Source organism: Streptomyces sp. NPDC043861, assembly GCF_056435905.1.
This window is the reverse complement of the sequence record NZ_JBWKDP010000003.1, coordinates 223,211-239,243: the sequence shown is the minus strand read 5'-3', so window position 1 is coordinate 239,243 and position 16,033 is coordinate 223,211. Positions and strand designations below refer to the sequence as shown.

Sequence of the window (16,033 nt, the reverse complement as noted above, 5' to 3'; positions counted from 1 at the left end):
GCTCTGCGCCGGTGAACGGGGGCGTCTCTTGTCGTTGATGGCGATCGCTACGCCGCGGCGACCAGCTCGCGGGCCCGTTCGTTGAAGTCGGCGACGAGGCGGTGGGTACCAAACGGCTGCATCTGGCGCTGCAGGTCCTGCACGGCCTCGATGCAGCGCGAACTGTTGACCTGCCGGGACAGCGTCAGCGTCCGCAGCCCCGCAGCGTGAGCCGCTTCGAGGTCGCGCCGCTGAAGATGCGAGGCAGCGAGAGCAGCCTGCGACATCGCACCACGGCGCGCGCGTCGCTGCTTGCGGGCATGGTCGATGGACTGCCGGGCGTGCTGCTCTGCGGTCGCTGCCTCTCCAAGGTCCCGGAAGGTGTTCGCGTGCTCGCCATGGAGGTAGGCGGGGTCGATGAAGGCCGCCCACTCCTGCTCGTCCTCCAGGCGCACCCGGCTGTACGCCGCCTCGGAGTTCGCCACGGCCCGCGCCGCTTCGGCCTTCTCCCCGAGCTTGGCGTGGGCTCGCGCCTCAAGCGCCCACAGGTCGGCAAGGCAGGCCGGTGATGTGTTCTTGCCGAGCCCGGCGCGGCCGGCCTGCGCCAGCCGCCTTCCCTCCGCCGGATTACCGAGCAGCGTGGCCTGGTCGGCCATGCCCGCCAGGACGTGAGCGCCCAGCGCTGCGTTCTTCGATTCCTCGGCAAGGCGGAGCGACTGAATCAGGTATCGCTGAGCGGTCCCATGCGCCCCGTTGTCGTAGCTCATCCACCCGAGCAGATACGTCTGCTCGGCGGCGGCTTCGCACAGTGCGCGCCGGACTTCCTCCGTGTGCGTACGGCGCAGCAGGGGGTAGACGTGCTGGTTCATGTACGCCGCCAGGACGAGTCGACCGGAGCCGCCCCCCTGGAGAACATCCATCTTCTGGAACTCACCGAACATGTTCTTGACGGCAGTCACATCTTCGAGGCGCACACGAGGCCCTGGTTCGGGCTGCTGGTCAAGCGTGTTGAGCAGCCAGTCTCGCGACGGGCCGACGGCAGCAACGGCGGCGAACGGTGCCGCGGCCAAGAACTTACGACGGTCCACGTCGGCCCTCCCCAAGTCGGCAACGGCTTCCACCGTAACGGCGAACGAGGAGTTGTAGGCGAGCGATCGGTCCCCTGTTCCGCACTCTGGGAAGCCAAGGTCGTACGTCGTGACCCGAAATCCGACCTTGGCTGAGATGACGTCGGCGATGATCTCAGGCACGGGCATCCGCGGCTGGAGCCCGTTCAGCCACCGCCGCACCGCCGTCGCATCGGGCTGGATGTTGGGCTGCCCCCACAGCTGAGCTGCGGCTTTGATCTGGCGGGCCAACTCCTTGTTGCTCAGGCCGGACCGCTCCAGCCAGCGCGCAAAGTCCGTGTTCGGCGACGTCATGTTGAGTTCCTACCCCTTCACCACGCGTGGTAGTTCAAGTGCCACCCTTTGCCACCGCCTCCGACGGTACCCCTGGATCCGGCGCAGCGGTTGCCTGGTTGAGCGAACCAACCGCGGAGGCAAGGGAGTTGCGCTCATGCCGAGACCGGTGGGGCAACAGTTCCCACGAGCCGACGCTTCGGTGCCCGAGGCGCGTTCCTTCTTACGTCGCTGGCTCAGCGAGTGGGGGATCACCGACCGCTCCGACGATGCGCTGATCTGCGTCTCCGAACTCGCCACGAACGCGGTCCGCCACGGCTTGCCCACGGGCGGCCCCTTCGCGGTGAGGGTCTCCTTTGACGACGGCTGTCTGCGCGTCGAGGTGCACGACGGCACGCGACGCGAGCCGCAGATGAAGCAGCCGACCGCAGACGCCACTGCCGGGCGGGGCCTGCTGCTTGTGAACGCACTCGCGGACGGATGGGGGGTGGAGCCGCACGCCGCGTGCGGCAAGACCGTATGGACGGAGTTCAAGATCAGCACCCAGCGGGAGCTACCGAATGGTGCAACCCGATGCTGACTCGGTCCACCGACTCCCGGCCCACTGCCGGCCTTCTCGCCTCGCTTGCGCTCTGGTACTGGATCGACCTCACAGAGGTCGGCCACGTTGCCTTCCTCCTGCTCGCCCATCCGCCCGAGCGGCGGGAGAACGAGTCACCCGAGGTGATCGAGGGGCGAATGCGCGGACTCGCCCGCGCACTTGCGCTGGCTGAGCCGGGCGCGATCCTCCCCGACATCGGACCGCGGTTCTACATCAAGCAGGAGTGTTACGCCGTGCTCAGCCTCGACGGCTGCGACTTCTCATTGTGGGCACCGATCGGGGCGGACTGGGCGAGGTTCGTTGCCGATGGCGCAACCGTAGCCGTGGCGGTTGGTCTGGACTCCCTGCCACCACACGCACCGATGGGTGTGGTCAGGCCATACGTGACCCGCGGGGTCATGGAAGGGCGGTTGTTCCTCGGGAAGACCCAGGCCCGGCACCCGTGGCAGTTCACCGCGTAAGGGGGCCCGCCTGTGTGACGCCGAGAGAGTGCGCACGAACAACATTCACTAGGCCCCGGCGGCCGATGGCACGGCCGCCGGGACGCCAACAGCTGTCTGGAGCTGATGACGCAATGCGTGACTTTATCGCGTGCCTCTGTATCTGGTTAGGTCCGGGAATGGGGCGTGCCTGGCGCGACTTAGTTGCCCGGGTCACGAATCGATATGCCCCCGTCGTGGCGCCGATGGGGCGGCCCGTTCTCCCCGAGCCGCCGCCGTACGCGCGCCGACCGCTGCCAGAGCACGTACTGGAGCGCCGCCGGCCGATAGACGTGACCGACCTCCCGCTCGTACGTCCGTACGTATTGGCGATGAGCCATGGATAGAGCATCCGAGCTGTTCCGGTGCGGCCTCTGCAGATGTCTCGTCCCCTTCTCGACGCTCCGGTCCGAGTCATTCCTCTGGCGGGACGCCGAGCAGGGCGAGCACGCGACACAGCGCCACGTCTGCCTCGATGCGGCCGCCTGCTTCCTGCGCACCGTGGACCCGGACACCTGGACTCGGCTGGGGGCCGCGGTCCCCATCGGCCACGAGCCCGCGCCACTCGCTGCGCTCGCTCAGTGCCAGCTGTGCGAGATCGCCGCGCGGGTCGAGGACCTCGACATGGCCCGAGAGCTGGACGACATGGATCTTGAATGGTTCGAGTCCGTGATCTGCACCGACAGTGAGGCGTGCGCCGCCCGGTCGAGCGTCTACCGGCGCGTACCGCCAGACCACCACCCATGAGCTCCTGCTCCTGCTTCGGGTAGCGGAGGGCTCGTCAACACAAACCGCTGCCTGGAGCGGGGCACCACCACACCCCGCCATCCGCGGGCCCATGGCGACCGTTGGGTCAGGGTCGCAGCCCAGAAGGTGTCCTCGTCAACGTTGGGAGGCCCCCATGCATCAACTGATCGTTGCCCCGTTCCTCGGCAACTACTTCGTCTTACGCCCCGGCAGCGCGAGCGGGATGAAGATACCGGCGCACCGGTACCTCGAACTCCAGCACGTCGTCACGACGGCTGCCGAGATTCCTGTCTGGCTGCTCGGCCCTGCACGGCGGCAGTGGGGGCTCGGCCTGGAGGGGCGCAGGTCGAATGAAGCGTTGCTCGTCCGCAGCCCGTCCCCGTACGGCCACGGCCGGGCTTCGTACGAGCTGAACCTGGGCTGCAATTTCGCGTGCAAGCACTGCTATCTGGGTTTGAAGGAGTTCGCCGGCCTCGACTGGCCTGAGCGCGAGACGCTCCTGCATATCCTCCGCGATGCCGGCGTCGTCTGGCTTCAGCTCACCGGCGGCGAGCCGACGATCGACCGGTACTTCGGAGCGGTCTACTCGCTCGCCTACGAGCTCGGGATGATGATCGAGGTTCTGACCAATGGATCTCGCCTCCACAACCCGTTGATCCTCGACCTTCTCACCGGCCGCCGCCCGTATCGGCTGACACTCAGCGTCTACGGCGCAACCGAGGAGACATACGACGGGCTTACCCAGCGCCGAGGAGCCTGGAAGCAGTTCAAACGGGGGCTGGACGCCGCGCACGAGGCCGGGCTGCCGCTGGAACTGACCGTCATCGTCACCGAGGAAAACGTCCACGAGGTCGAGGCGATGCACGCCCTCGCCGAGCGGTATGGCGCCGTGATGCGCGAGTACTCGCACATGTCACCCACTATCTACGGCGGAGCGGAGTCCCTGCCCTCCCAGGCCGCGGCCTATCTGGGCGAGCGGAAACCGTTCACCGGCTGCGACGCCGGCCACACCTCCCTGCACGTGGATCCCCACGGCATGGCCAGCGTCTGCAAGGTCTCCCGCGACGATCCGATCCCTCTTGTGACCGAAGGAGTCGCGGGACTCGCCCGGCTCGGAGGCATCGCCGACCGGGCGCTGGGGCGCCAGGGCGGATGCGCGGGCTGCACCCTGAGCGAGAAGTGCAGCACGTGCATGCCGCTCGTGGCCCTGTACCGCAAGGCCAATGCGCCCCTGAACCGGTACTGCCAGCACACCGAGAAGGGGAGGAGGTAACACCCACCATGTCCATCGTCGCAGTAGAGATCACTCCCGGGCCGCAGGCCGAGGAGGAGATCGAGTTCGTTGACGACCTCGACGCCATCGCCGGCACTGAGGTCATGCTCGGTTGTGGGGAAGACAACCCGTACTAATCCACAACCTGTGGGCCGCCCGCGCCACGCGGGCGGCCCACCGCTCTCCTGCCCCTACACTCCCGCCGTGGTGACCATGAGACTGCACTGGAACGACCTCCCCAGCGCCACCCGCGACGCCGTAATCGCCCGTACCGGACCTATCTACGCTGCGACGACGGCGGACAAAGGGCTCAACAGCGAGATCGCAGCGATCCTTGAGACGGGTGCCGGCCGTGTGTTCGTAAAGGGCTTGCGCTGCGATCACCCTCGCGTCTGGACCCAGCAGCGCGAGGCCGCCATCAACCCGTACGTCGCCCCGCTCGCCCCGCGCCTCCTCTGGCGGATCGACGACGGCGAATGGAACCTCCTCGGCTTCGAGCACCTCGACGGCCGAGCCGCCAACTACAGCCCCTCATCCTCAGACCTGCCGCTCGTCGCCGAGGCGATCATCGTGCTCGCTTCCGTCCGCGCCCCGGCGGACATCGAGCTGAAGCAGATCGAGCAGCGGATGGCCGACTACCTCGACACACCAGACGACGCCGAACTCCTGCGCGGCGACACCCTGCTGCACACCGACTGGACCCCGGACAACGTCCTCATTGCCGACAACGCTGCCCACGTCGTCGACTGGGCCTGGCCCACCCGCGGCGCGGCCTGGATAGACGCCGCATGCTGGGTTGTCTGGCTGATCGCCTCCGGCCATACCCCCGAGGGCGCCGAGCAATGGGCCGCCAATGCCCCGGCCTGGGCTACCGCGCCCACCCGAGGACTCGATGTGTTCGCCACCGCCCAGCACCGCCTCTGGGAGGGCATCGCCGCGGACGCTCCCGACGTCCCGTGGAAGCAGGCCCTCGCCAACGCCGCGGCCCAATGGTCCGCTTACCGTCGCGACTGACACGGGGAGACCCGATGGCAACAGACCCGCCCGTCCACTCCTTCGAGACGCTCACCACCCCCGAGGGAAAGCAGGCGGACATCGATGTCGAGATGATTGCCGTTGTTCGCGAACTCTGGCGCCTCGGCTTCGCCACCACCGCCTGCTGCCAAGACGTTGGCGAAGCCACCGCCGGCGTTCGCGCCGAACGTGCCACCCCTCTCGGCTACGGCGGGGACGGGTTCATCGCGTATCACCGCGGCTACGCGCTACTGAAGATGCCGACCACCGACGCCCAGCGGTTCGTGGCACTGCTTGCCAATACCGAAGCCTTCGGCGACCGGATACGCAGGCCCTGGAGCGTCGGCTCATGGAGGATGAACGTCCCTCTCGAAGCGGACGGCCTAGCCGCCGCCGCCCTCCTGCACTTTCCTCGAGCCCAGATCCCCGAAGTTGTCTCGATCCTTCGTCACCGATGAGGGATCTCGATCCAACGCAGCGGCCACGCTTTGCTCTTGGTGACGGGACACATGGAGGCCGTTCCTGCGTTTCCTGGCGTCTGGTCTGCAGATGGTGCCAGGCTGGAGTACATGAACGAGCAGTCTGAAGCTGAACGGCGGCTTGCTGCCCGAGGCGTGCCCATCCGAGACGACGACTGGCCAGACTCCGCCCGGCCAGAGCACGACGGCTACGCGAAAATCAAGGACCCAGGGGATGGGAGCCTAGTCGTGTGGCTCATGGTGCGGCCGGGCATTGACGCGCACGCGCGCGCGGCGTTTGCGGACTGGGCCGAGTCACGAATTGATCGTTTCTTCGAGTATGGGGCTGATCCGGACGGCTGGCAGTGGGTGCCGGCGGATGAAAGTTGGCAGATGTGGGTACGGCAGATGGAGCTGCCGGACCTGTAACCGGCGACTGCCGTCGGCGCCGGGGCTCACATGGATTGGCCAGTTCCTTCGGCCGTTTCGCTCACATGCCAGGACCTGGAGGCAACTAGAAGGCTTGTGCAGATTCTGATTCCTGGACGAGGACAGGAACGCCTTCGATCTTTTGAGGGATGTGGCTAACGCTGCAGCCAGGCTCGACGTAGACGGTGATAGCCGGGCGGCCCCGAAGACGGGCTACTCCGACGCCACTGACGCCCTTCAGCGCAAGGAGCTCTATCGCGTGCCGCTCCTTGGCGATGCGCGCTTCCTTGAGGCTCTCGTGGCGCTTCATCTCAGCAACGATACTCCGAGCTCATCCAAGACGTAGGTGATCCGGTTCACAATGGATCGACGAGCGGTGCCTCCGCAAACCATGCCAACGGGGCGACGTGTCTCGGCCTCAACCACCAGAGCACCTGAATCACCACGCCAGCTGAACGTCCCCCCATCAACAGCCTCAACCCCAAGCTGCCGCACCATTGCTACATCGCCGCGGGCGAGCTCGACGGGGACATCCAGCCAGAGGTCGCTCACCCTGCCGGTGGTGACCCCGGTTGTCCGCCCGGATTTGCGGACCACGAGGCCCAACCGTGGGATGTACGGCTCTGATTCCAGCGGTCCCACGCCGTAGATGAAAGGCGAGACTCCACCATCGGAGACCTCGGCAACGGCAGCATCTATCCGATTGGGTCCGCCCAGAAAGTCCAGGTTCTGCCAGGTGGCTAGCTCGGCAATGCGATCGGCATCAGTCCCACTGTCGGCTGATGCTGGCTGTAGAAGGGCATCACGCGCCTGCGCCTGGTTTTCGCAGGCGATCACGTGGTTACACCCGACGCCACATAGATCACCTTCGCGCCGTCCGATCAACCCGAGTGTTCCGGTAGTGCCCGAAACGTGTCCGAACGACAGGCCGATGACAGCAGGGCGGTAGCGGTCCCGTTCCCCAAAGGCTACGAACGGACCATCATTTTCAATGAGCTGAAGGGCCACGCCGGCCACCTTCCCAGGTATGGCGCCCTCATTGTCGACGAACTCCTTGCCGATCACGTAAACAGCCACGCACGCCTCTCCGGTGCCGTGGCCGTTGAGCGTCTGCTCTCGAATCCCGACGCCTACGACGTTCCCCGAGCGCTCGATACCTCGGCCAACGCGCACACCAAAACCTACGGGAGCCAGCAAAAGCTCCTTGGCCTCTTCATGTGCAGCCAGTACGCGATCAGTGACCTCTACGCCCATATATCCACCATAGGAACATATCGGGCATATCTGCCTGATGGTGGCCGTTTGCTCTAAGTCACCCTCAGTTCACGATGCGGCATGACATGGGATTGTCTAGCGGAAGGCCGTGGGAACTGCCCTCCCGCCCAGGTCGAGCTGGGTGGGAGGGGCCGTTTCAGCGCGTTTCCTGGGGAGAATCCGGGGAGTCTGGGGAGCCTCCGGGGAGCGCGCGCCCGATAGATCGAGCACCGAGGGCAACGCCATGAAACGCACATCTTCGCAGCTCATGGCCCCGCAGGGCGGATCTGACCCGGATCACCGGGGGAGGTCCGAGTTAAGAGGGGGGAGGCTCGGACCGTCCCTTCGCGTGCGGCAGGCCATCGGCCCGCGGCGGGGCGCCGCCGGTGCCCCCGCCGCGGGCCGGCCCGGGACGCGATCGATGACGGCCCCGCTTCCGATGTCAGACAACAGCCGCGGCCTCCAGAGCGCGCAGCACATCCGTCACCAGATCATCCGGATCCTCCGCGCCGACCGAGAACCGGATGAATCCTTCCGGGACGGCGTCACCGCCCCAGCGGCCCCGGCGCTCGGCGCTGGAGCGGACGCTTCCGAAGCTCGTCGCGTCATCGACGAGGTGGAGCCCGGCCAGGAAGCGCTCCGCGTGTCCGCGATCGGGCAGGGTGAAGGAGACCACCGAGCCGAAGCGGCGCATCTGCGCCGCGGCGATCTTGTGCGAAGGGTCCTCCGGCAGCCCGGGGTAGCGCAGTCCCGTCACCTCGGCGCGCCCGGCCAGTGCACGAGCGAGAGCCAATGCGTTCGCGCACTGGCGGTCGTTCCTCAGATGCAGCGTGGCCAGCGAACGGTGTGCCAGCCAGGCCTCCATCGGGCCCGGGATCGCGCCGACGACCTTGCGCCAGTGGCGTACACGGGCGGCGAGTGCGGGGTCCCGGCAGACCACATAGCCGAGCAGCAGATCTCCGTGACCGGTGAGTCCCTTTGTGCCGCTGGCCACGGCGAAGTCCGCGCCCAGCTCCAGCGGACGCTGGCCGAGGGGCGTCGCGAGCGTGTTGTCGACGGCGACCAGGGTCCCTCCTGCGTGTGCCGCGTCCACGAGCCGCCGCACGTCGCACACGTCGAGGCCCGGGTTCGAGGGCGTTTCGATCCACAGCAGCTTCGCCCCGTCGATCACGGACAGCTGTGCGTCGCCGCCCGTCGGCGCCACCCGGACCTCGACGCCGAAGGCCTCCAACTGCTCCCGCACCAGCGGCAGCGCCTGATAGCCGTCGTCCGGCAGCACAACCACGTCGCCCGTCTGCACCTGGGAGAGCAGCACCGCGGAGACTGCGGCCATCCCGGAGGCGAAGGCGACGGTCTCGGGACGGGAGTCATCCCCCGCGCCATCGCGGCCCGCATACGCCCCGGGGGCCTCCAGCTCCCCGATGGCCCGCTCCAGGAGGGTCCAGGTCGGGTTGTCGTCGCGCCCGTAGGCATAGGGACCCGTCGGCTCGCCCGGCAGGTGGTAGTGCGCGGCGAAGACCGGTCCCGGCAAGGCCGGTTCGTACTTCCGCGCCTCGGGCAGCCCCGCTCTGACCGCCCTCGTGCCCTCGCCCATGCCCGGCCTGCCGCTCGTCGCCGTCCCGCCGCTCATGTCGCCCGTCCTTCCGCCTGTCATGCCGCCTGCTCCTCGACAGCATCCCGGACCGCGGCGAGCAGACCCTCGCTCGCCGCCTCCACCATCTCCAGACATTCCTCGAAGCCGTCGATGCCGCCGTAGTACGGGTCGGGGACATCGAGATCGTCGTGGACGACCGGATCGTAGGAGCGCAGCAGTCGCACCTTCGCTGCGTCCGCCTCCGTCGGCGCGATCCGCCGGAGTTCCCGCAGATGGCTCTCGTCCAGGGCGATCACCAGGTCCAGCCCGGCGAACCAGGCGGCGCGGAACTGCCGTGCGACATGGCCCGACTCGTAGCCGCCCGCCTGCAGGACGGCGACGGCCCGGTGATCGGCGCCGTCGCCCTCGTGCCAGCCGCCCGTGCCGGCGCTGTTCACCGTGACGAGACCGTCCAGCCCGGCCTCCTCGAGGCGTGCACGGAAGACGGACTCGGCCATCGGTGAGCGGCAGATATTGCCGGTGCACACGAAGCAGATGGAGAAGGCATGGGGGAGAGACATGGGACGCTCAGTCCTTGTCGTCCGGGAGGACGATGTTCAGCGCCCACGACACAATCGAGATGATCAAGCCGCCGAGCACGGCCGTCCAGAAGCCGTCGACATGGAAGCTCAACCCGAGCTCCCCGGCGAGCCACGAGGTCAGCAGCAGCATCAGGGCATTGATCACCAGGGTGAACAACCCGAGCGTGAGGAAGAAGAGCGGAAGCGTCAGCAGCTTCGCGACGGGCTTCACAAAGAAGTTCACCAGACCGAAGAGCAGGGCGACGAGGACCAGCGTGAGCACCTTCTTGCCGGTGCTGGTGCCGGTGAGTGTTATGTCTTGGATCAGCCAGATCGCCACGGCCAGGGCCCCGGCATTCGCGATCGTCTTGACGAGGAAATTCATCATGTGTCTGATCGTGGCAGACGTGATCGGGCCAAGTGCAGGGGCGGACGGACGATGAAAGCATTTCGACTGGACGAGCTGGAGGCGGAGCGCGCCGCCAACGACGGTGCGTATCTGCAGTTCCTGCGCGAACGGAACATGTCGGCCGGGTTGTACGCGCTGAACGCGGGCGACCTCGACACCCAGAAGCCGCACGGTCAGGACGAGATCTACTTCGTGGTCAGCGGCCGGGCCTCGATCACGGTCGGGACGGAGACGACCCAGGTGGGGCGCGGCAGCGTGGTCTATGTCCCGGCGGGTGCGGCCCACAAGTTCCATCACATCACCGAGGATCTGCGGGTCATGGTCGTCTTCTCTCCCCCGGAGAGCTGACCTGTCGGTCGGGTTTCCCTAGGGGTCGGGTCAGGGGAGTTCAAGGGCTGCGGAGGCTCCGCGGGCCTCCGTGCGCCCCTAGCATCGATGGCGGAGGACAACCCATAGAAGCGAGGTAGGAACGATGGCGGTGCAGGAGATATTCGCGGGGATGCCCTGGTGGGTGAAGTGGGTCGCGATCCCCTTGATCGCCATCGTCGTGTTCGGCGGGCTCATCGCCACCGTGATCGGGATCGTCATCGGACTGCTCTTCAAGGTGCTGGTGTTCGTGGCGCTCGTCGGTGGACTCGTGTACGTCGTACGCAAGTTCACGGGGTCATCGTCGTCGCGCGGTGACTGGTAGCGCGTACGTACGTTAGCCCGCGCGGGGGAACGGTGAACGCGAAACCATACGGCCGAACGGAGGCTGCCATTAGAGTGGCGAGCGCCTGCCGTCCCCTGGGAACCAGGGGTCGACAATCGCCGTGAACAGCGGTTCGTGCGATCTCCTGGGTCGTTCCCGCGCTTGAACCCAGGCGCCTGGACCTGCTCAGGAGCTCGGCAGGCGCGCGGGGGCGGCCCCCGCAGGCGGGCTTGCCGCCCGTCACCACGCCCGGGGGTGACCTTTGGCCACAGCTACGGCTCCTGCTCCTGACCTTGCGCCTGCCACGACGGCACAGGCCGCTCCCGCTCCGGGCGCGGCGTCCGCGGCTTCCGCACCCACCCTGATCGGCTCGGTTCAGCGCGCGCTGAGACTGCTCGAGGCCGTGGGTGCGCACCCGGGCGGAGCTCCCGCCAAGCAGCTCGCGCGTGAAGCCGGCCTGCCCCTCCCCACCGCCTACCACCTGCTGCGAACCCTGACGTACGAGGATTATCTCCGGCGCGAGAACGGCCTGTTCCTCCTGGGCGAAGCGGCTGTGCGGCTCGCGGTCGGCGGAGCGCTGCAGAATCGTCGTGGCAGGATCGAGGACGCGCTGGTCCACTGGCGGGACGCCATCGGCGCGCCTGTGTACTTCGCCGTCTACCGAGAGGGCGAGATCGAGCTCGTCGCCTTCGCGGACAGCCGGTACACGCACGCCGTGGAGGCGTCGGCCGATATCCGTGAGACGGGTCATGCCCATGCAATCGGGCAGTGTCTGCTGAGTCAGCTGGACGAGAAAGCCCGCAATGACCATCTCGACCGCCACCCCGTTCAGGCGATCACTCCCTATACGGTCCGCAGCCGGCGCGCGCTGCTGGAACGCCTCGAGCAACTGGACCAGCTGGATGCGACGGGCCGGATGAAACCGGTCGTCGAGAAACAGGAATATGCGGTCGGCACGGTCTGTGCGGCAATTCCGGTTGCCCCTGCGGCTGGTACCACGGCTGCCGCCCTGGCGATTTCCCTCCCGCTTCACCAGGAAGAACGGCTGCTCCCCGCAATTGATCAACTGCGCGTCGGGATGGAAAGCCTGCTGAGCCCCTTCGCGCTCTCTATCAGTATCTGAAAAATCACTCCTTGTGATCTGCTAGTGGGTGCAGCACGATGGCGTCAAGAGGGCCTTGGGTGTTCATTCCCGGCCGTTTCATCCACTGCGGGGTTACTGATGCGCGAGTCGGTTCAGGCCGAGGTCCTGATGAGCTTTCTGGTTTCCGAGGAGCTCTCGTTCCGGATCCCGGTGGAACTCCGGTACGAGACGGAAGATCCGTATGCGGTCCGGATGACCTTCCACCTGCCTGGCGATGCGCCCGTGACCTGGGCTTTCGGTCGTGAACTGCTCGTCGACGGCATCAACGGACCGAGCGGGGAAGGCGATGTGCGCATCACGCCGACCATGTCCGAGGGCCTGCCCGATGTCTCCATCCGGCTCCAGGTCGGCGCGGACCGGGCACTGTTCCGGGCGAGCTCCGCGCCCCTGGTGGCCTTCCTCGACCGCACGGACAAGCTGGTTCCCCTGGGGCAGGAACGCACGCTCGGTGATTTCGAGGACCATCTGGAGGAGGTGCTCGGTCGGATCCTCGCGGAGGAGAACGCGGGCTGAAACGCGACCGACAGGTGCGCTGAGGCGGGGACGCCCAGGTCACTTCTTGCGCCGACGGCCCCTTCCGCCGCCCCGCGCCGCCGTGCTCGTGTCGGCCGCGCGGTCGGCGGAGACGACCAGGGCGGCCAGTGCGGTGGTCACCGGCACCGACGCGACGAGACCGATCGATCCCACCAGTGTCCGTACGATCTCCATCGCCACCAACTCGCTGTTGGCCACCGTTCCCACGCCGGACTGCGCGATCGAGAAGAGCAGCAGCAGGGGCAATGATGCGCCCGCGTAGGCAAGTACGAGCGTATTGACGACCGAGGCGATGTGGTCCCGGCCGATCCGGATGGCCGACTGGTACAGCGCGCGCGGCCCCATGGTCGAATCCGCCTGGTGCAGTTCCCAGACGGCCGATGTCTGGGTCACCGTCACATCGTCGAGCACACCGAGCGAGCCGATGATCACGCCGGCCAGCAGGAGGCCGGACATGTCGATCTCGGGGTAGAGACCATGGATCAGACCGGTGTTGTCGTCCGTGTTCCCGCTCAGCGCCGCCCAGCCGATGAAGAGCGAACCGAGCAGTCCGATGAGCAGCAGCGAGATGAGCGTGCCGAGCACCGCGACCGAGGTACGGGCAGAGACGCCATGGCACATGTAGAGCGCGATCAGCATGATGGCGCTCGCTCCGACGACCGCCACCAGCAGCGGATTCGAGCCCTGCAGGATCGCGGGCAGGATGAACAGGGTGAGCACGGCGAAGCTCGCGGCCAGTGCGATCAGGGCCATCACGCCGCGCATCCGGCCCACGACCACCACCGCGAGTGCGAAGATCCCGGCGAGCAGGGCCAACGGGATTTCACGGTTCACATCGGAGACCGAGTACTGGAGTTCGCGCGGCGCATCCGGCGCATACGCCACCACCACCTCCTGGCCCTCGTGCAGTTGCCGTGGTGCGTCCGGCTGCACGATCTCGAGGAACGTACGGCCCTTGTCCTTGCCGGTCGTGACCTCGACCGTCGCCTTTCCGCACGTTCGCTGCTGTGAGTTGACCGCTTCGCGCCCCTCGGGCGTCGGGGTGTCACCGGTGGGCGGCACCTGCGCGGCATTGACCTTGTCGCAGTCGACCTGCTCCACCTTCACCACCCTTCCCTCCTCGGTCTGCCGGTCGAAGCCGACACCTGTGCGCTCGTGCCCCGGTGTGCCGCCGGGCCAGAGGACGACGAGCCCCACGACGACTGCCGTGGCGAAGGGAATCAGCACCGCGGCGATGACCCGCCGCAGATGCCGGGAGACGGGCGCGGCGGGGCCGTGAGCGTGTGCATGGCCATGGCCGTGATCGATTTCGGGGCCGTTCGCTCCGCGGGCGCCGGCCTTGCGGTCGTGGGGTTCGGGCGTCTGCTGGGAGGAGGTCACCGCCAGATCATCGCAAGAACGGAGGAGGCCCACTGTTCAGCGCGCCCGGCGGGGCGCTAGCGTGGTGGCACCTTTGCACACGCGGGAGCTCGGAGCACCGGGCTGAGAGGGCGCTGACCGCCGTACAACGAACGGGACAGCTGCGCCGACCGCCGAACCTGTTACCGGGTAATGCCGGCGTAGGGAGTAGGTCACGATGACCGTTCAGGACACACGCACGCCTGCCTCCAACTCGAACGAGGGCGAGAGCGGGAAGTCCGTCGGCTGGCACAAGGGATATGTCGAGGGCTCCCGCCCGGACATCCGCGTGCCCGTTCGTCAGGTGCACCTCACCAATGGCAAGGACGTGACCCTGTACGACACGTCCGGGCCGTACACCGACCCCACTGTCGAGACCGATGTCCGCCGCGGGCTGTCGCCGCTGCGCGAGAACTGGATCATCGGCCGCGGCGACACCGAGGAGTACGCCGGCCGTCCTGTCCGCCCGGAGGACGACGGAATCAAGCACACCTCGCCGCGCGGCGGGCTGCGCAACCTCGACGCGGTGTTCCCCGGCCGCCCGCGCCAGCCCCGCAGGGGCCGCGACGGACAGGCGGTGACGCAGCTCGCGTACGCCCGTCGTGGTGAGATCACGCCGGAGATGGAGTACGTGGCGATCCGCGAGAACGTCTCCCCCGAGGTCGTACGTGAGGAGATCGCAGCGGGGCGTGCGGTGCTGCCCGCCAACGTCAACCACCCGGAAATCGAGCCGATGATCATCGGCAAGCGGTTCCTGGTGAAGGTCAACGCCAACATCGGCAACTCCGCGGTGACTTCCTCCATCGAGGAGGAGGTCGAGAAGATGACCTGGGCGACCCGCTGGGGCGCGGACACGGTCATGGACCTCTCCACGGGCCGAAACATCCACACCACCCGCGAGTGGGTACTGCGCAACTCCCCCGTGCCCATCGGTACCGTCCCGCTCTACCAGGCGCTGGAGAAGGTCGACGGCCGGGCCGAGGAGCTGACCTGGGAGATCTACAAGGACACCGTCATCGAGCAGGCCGAACAGGGCGTCGACTACATGACGGTCCATGCCGGCGTGCTGCTCCGGTACGTGCCCCTCACCGCCCGCCGCAAGACCGGCATCGTGTCGCGCGGTGGCTCGATCATGGCCGCCTGGTGCCTCGCGCACCACAAGGAGTCGTTCCTGTACGAGAACTTCGAGGAGCTCTGCGAGATCCTCGCCGCGTACGACGTGACGTACTCGCTCGGCGACGGCCTGCGACCCGGCTCGATCGCGGACGCCAACGACGAGGCGCAGTTCGCCGAGTTGAGGACCCTCGGGGAGCTCAACACGATCGCCAAGCGCCACAACGTGCAGACGATGATCGAGGGCCCGGGACATGTTCCGATGCACAAGATCAAGGAGAACATCGACCTCCAGCAGGAGATCTGTGAAGAGGCGCCCTTCTACACCCTGGGGCCCCTGACGACCGATGTGGCGCCCGCGTACGACCACATCACGTCCGGCATCGGTGCCGCCATGATCGCCTGGTGGGGTACGGCGATGCTCTGCTACGTCACGCCCAAGGAACACCTCGGCCTGCCGAACCGGGACGACGTCAAGACGGGCGTCATCACCTACAAGATCGCGGCTCATGCCGCCGATCTCGCCAAGGGGCACCCGGGCGCCCAGGAGTGGGACGACGCCCTCTCCGACGCGCGCTTCGAGTTCCGCTGGGAGGACCAGTTCAACCTGGCCCTGGACCCGGACACGGCACGGGAGTTCCATGACGAGACGCTGCCGGCCGAGCCGGCGAAGACCGCGCACTTCTGCTCGATGTGCGGACCGAAGTTCTGCTCGATGAAGATCAGCAGGAGCATCTCGGAGCAGTTCGGCGGTGATGAGCAGGCCACGACGGATGCCGAGATCGCCGAGGGCATGCTCCAGAAGTCGAAGGAATTCGCGGAGAGCGGTAGCCGCGTGTATCTGCCGCTCGCCGACTGAGTACAGTCCGGATCGGCCCGCGACCCAACCGGGGGAGTCGCGGGCTCCCTCCCCTCCGGGCCGACGGCATCGCCGCCGGCCACCAGGGGAGACCGCT

The 16,033-nt window shown here is 67.3% G+C and carries 21 protein-coding genes; 13 read left to right on the top strand and 8 right to left on the bottom strand.

The features are described from left to right. Positions 1–47: 47 nt before the first annotated feature. Positions 48–1,400, bottom strand: a complete 1,353-nt coding sequence (locus tag AC068D_RS08685; RefSeq protein ID WP_478822230.1) for a transcriptional regulator — start codon at positions 1,398–1,400, stop codon at positions 48–50. A 136-nt stretch (positions 1,401–1,536) separates the two neighbouring features. Between AC068D_RS08685 and AC068D_RS08680 the strand changes: the two genes are divergently transcribed. After that, positions 1,537–1,959: an ATP-binding protein gene (locus AC068D_RS08680; protein WP_478822229.1), complete on the top strand. Its 423-nt coding sequence runs from the start codon at positions 1,537–1,539 to the stop codon at positions 1,957–1,959. After that, positions 1,953–2,441: a hypothetical protein gene (locus AC068D_RS08675; RefSeq protein WP_478822228.1), complete on the top strand. Its 489-nt coding sequence runs from the start codon at positions 1,953–1,955 to the stop codon at positions 2,439–2,441. Before AC068D_RS08680 ends, AC068D_RS08675 begins: the two co-directional genes overlap by 7 nt. A 179-nt stretch (positions 2,442–2,620) precedes the next feature. On the opposite strand, the gene AC068D_RS08670 is transcribed toward AC068D_RS08675, so the two are convergent. Further along, positions 2,621–2,800: a hypothetical protein gene (locus AC068D_RS08670; RefSeq protein ID WP_478822227.1), complete on the bottom strand. Its 180-nt coding sequence runs from the start codon at positions 2,798–2,800 to the stop codon at positions 2,621–2,623. On the opposite strand from AC068D_RS08670, the gene AC068D_RS08665 reads away from it, so the two are divergent. The 6 genes from AC068D_RS08665 to AC068D_RS08640 all read left to right on the top strand — a co-directional run bounded on the left by AC068D_RS08665 (position 2,799) and on the right by AC068D_RS08640 (position 6,380). Next, positions 2,799–3,206: a hypothetical protein gene (locus AC068D_RS08665; RefSeq protein ID WP_478822226.1), complete on the top strand. Its 408-nt coding sequence runs from the start codon at positions 2,799–2,801 to the stop codon at positions 3,204–3,206. The two genes, AC068D_RS08670 and AC068D_RS08665, sit on opposite strands and share 2 nt — an antisense overlap. Positions 3,207–3,360: 154 nt before the next feature. Beyond that, positions 3,361–4,479 carry a radical SAM protein gene (locus AC068D_RS08660; RefSeq protein ID WP_478822225.1) on the top strand — a complete coding sequence of 373 codons (1,119 nt, stop codon included), beginning with the start codon at positions 3,361–3,363 and terminating at the stop codon, positions 4,477–4,479. An 8-nt stretch (positions 4,480–4,487) separates the two neighbouring features. After that, positions 4,488–4,616: a hypothetical protein gene (locus AC068D_RS08655; protein ID WP_478822224.1), complete on the top strand. Its 129-nt coding sequence runs from the start codon at positions 4,488–4,490 to the stop codon at positions 4,614–4,616. A 76-nt stretch (positions 4,617–4,692) separates the two neighbouring features. Continuing rightward, entirely contained in the window at positions 4,693–5,493 is an 801-nt protein-coding gene (locus AC068D_RS08650; protein WP_478822603.1) for an aminoglycoside phosphotransferase, read from the top strand. Between the two features lie 14 nt (positions 5,494–5,507). Then, on the top strand, positions 5,508–5,951 hold the full coding sequence (locus tag AC068D_RS08645) for a hypothetical protein (protein WP_478822223.1): 444 nt from the start codon (positions 5,508–5,510) through the stop codon (positions 5,949–5,951). 111 nt (positions 5,952–6,062) lie between these two features. Beyond that, positions 6,063–6,380 carry a hypothetical protein gene (locus tag AC068D_RS08640; protein WP_478822222.1) on the top strand — a complete coding sequence of 106 codons (318 nt, stop codon included), beginning with the start codon at positions 6,063–6,065 and terminating at the stop codon, positions 6,378–6,380. Positions 6,381–6,465: 85 nt separating this feature from the next. Here the strand turns inward: AC068D_RS08640 and AC068D_RS08635 are convergent, their stop codons facing one another. The 5 genes from AC068D_RS08635 to AC068D_RS08615 all read right to left on the bottom strand — a co-directional run bounded on the left by AC068D_RS08635 (position 6,466) and on the right by AC068D_RS08615 (position 10,176). Next, a complete protein-coding gene (locus AC068D_RS08635) occupies positions 6,466–6,690 on the bottom strand; it encodes a hypothetical protein (protein WP_478822221.1) in 225 nt (74 codons plus the stop codon). Next, on the bottom strand, positions 6,687–7,634 hold the full coding sequence (locus tag AC068D_RS08630; RefSeq protein WP_478822220.1) for a Nal1-like putative serine protease: 948 nt from the start codon (positions 7,632–7,634) through the stop codon (positions 6,687–6,689). Before AC068D_RS08630 ends, AC068D_RS08635 begins: the two co-directional genes overlap by 4 nt. 442 nt (positions 7,635–8,076) lie before the next feature. After that, positions 8,077–9,264, bottom strand: coding sequence for a cystathionine gamma-lyase (locus AC068D_RS08625; RefSeq protein ID WP_478822602.1), 1,188 nt, complete (start codon positions 9,262–9,264; stop codon positions 8,077–8,079). Between the two features lie 20 nt (positions 9,265–9,284). After that, the gene (locus AC068D_RS08620) at positions 9,285–9,788 is read right to left on the bottom strand and encodes a low molecular weight protein-tyrosine-phosphatase (RefSeq protein WP_478822219.1); all 504 of its coding nucleotides are present in this window, start codon (positions 9,786–9,788) and stop codon (positions 9,285–9,287) included. 7 nt (positions 9,789–9,795) lie between these two features. Continuing rightward, a complete protein-coding gene (locus AC068D_RS08615; RefSeq protein WP_478822218.1) occupies positions 9,796–10,176 on the bottom strand; it encodes a phage holin family protein in 381 nt (126 codons plus the stop codon). A 51-nt stretch (positions 10,177–10,227) separates the two neighbouring features. Between AC068D_RS08615 and AC068D_RS08610 the strand changes: the two genes are divergently transcribed. The 4 genes from AC068D_RS08610 to AC068D_RS08595 all read left to right on the top strand — a co-directional run bounded on the left by AC068D_RS08610 (position 10,228) and on the right by AC068D_RS08595 (position 12,545). Further along, positions 10,228–10,545, top strand: coding sequence for a cupin domain-containing protein (locus AC068D_RS08610; RefSeq protein ID WP_478822217.1), 318 nt, complete (start codon positions 10,228–10,230; stop codon positions 10,543–10,545). Positions 10,546–10,675: 130 nt separating this feature from the next. After that, a complete protein-coding gene (locus AC068D_RS08605; protein ID WP_478822601.1) occupies positions 10,676–10,888 on the top strand; it encodes a DUF5326 family protein in 213 nt (70 codons plus the stop codon). Positions 10,889–11,249: 361 nt separating this feature from the next. Continuing rightward, a complete protein-coding gene (locus tag AC068D_RS08600; RefSeq protein ID WP_478822600.1) occupies positions 11,250–12,011 on the top strand; it encodes an IclR family transcriptional regulator in 762 nt (253 codons plus the stop codon). Between the two features lie 99 nt (positions 12,012–12,110). Further along, positions 12,111–12,545 carry an SsgA family sporulation/cell division regulator gene (locus tag AC068D_RS08595; RefSeq protein WP_478822216.1) on the top strand — a complete coding sequence of 145 codons (435 nt, stop codon included), beginning with the start codon at positions 12,111–12,113 and terminating at the stop codon, positions 12,543–12,545. A gap of 39 nt (positions 12,546–12,584) precedes the next feature. Here AC068D_RS08595 and AC068D_RS08590 read toward each other — a convergent pair whose 3' ends face one another. Beyond that, positions 12,585–13,946 (bottom strand): YibE/F family protein, encoded by a 1,362-nt coding sequence (locus AC068D_RS08590; protein WP_478822215.1) that lies wholly within the window; start codon positions 13,944–13,946, stop codon positions 12,585–12,587. Between the two features lie 196 nt (positions 13,947–14,142). Between AC068D_RS08590 and thiC the strand changes: the two genes are divergently transcribed. Next, positions 14,143–15,936: a phosphomethylpyrimidine synthase ThiC gene (gene thiC / locus AC068D_RS08585; RefSeq protein ID WP_478822214.1), complete on the top strand. Its 1,794-nt coding sequence runs from the start codon at positions 14,143–14,145 to the stop codon at positions 15,934–15,936. Positions 15,937–16,033 lie beyond the last annotated feature (97 nt).